This is a genomic window from Bradyrhizobium uaiense (assembly GCF_010811875.1).
In the GTDB taxonomy this organism is placed as follows: domain Bacteria; phylum Pseudomonadota; class Alphaproteobacteria; order Rhizobiales; family Xanthobacteraceae; genus Bradyrhizobium; species Bradyrhizobium uaiense.
The window spans coordinates 1-372 of sequence record NZ_VKHP01000622.1; the positions used below are offsets into that span (position 1 = coordinate 1).

Consider the following 372-nt stretch of genomic DNA (forward strand, 5'->3'; position numbering starts at 1 on the left):
CCGCCTGCGCAAGGCGCTCAACCTCGCGATCGACCGCGACGCGGTCGTTGGACTGATGAATGGACTGGCGAAGCCGGCCAAGGGCCAGGTCGACCCGTCGAGCCCATGGTTCGGCAACCCGACCTTCGAGCTGAAATACGACCTCGCGGCCGCCAAGAAGCTGGTGGAGGAAGCCGGCTATTCCAAGGACAAGCCGCTGAAGACGACCTTCATCATCGCCCAGGGCGGCACCGGGCAGATGCTGTCGCTGCCGATGAACGAATTCCTGCAGCAGAGCTTCAAGGAGATCGGCATCGATATCGACTTCAAGGTGGTCGAGCTCGAGACGCTTTATTCGCACTGGCGCAAGGGCGCGGCCGACGAGATGAACAC

Annotated in this window: 1 protein-coding gene; it reads left to right on the forward strand. The window is 62.4% G+C overall.

Annotated elements, in window-relative coordinates; all coding sequences use genetic code 11:
- A partial coding sequence (locus tag FNJ47_RS46780; RefSeq protein WP_236000611.1) for an ABC transporter substrate-binding protein occupies positions 1 to 372 on the forward strand: 372 nt, incomplete at both ends.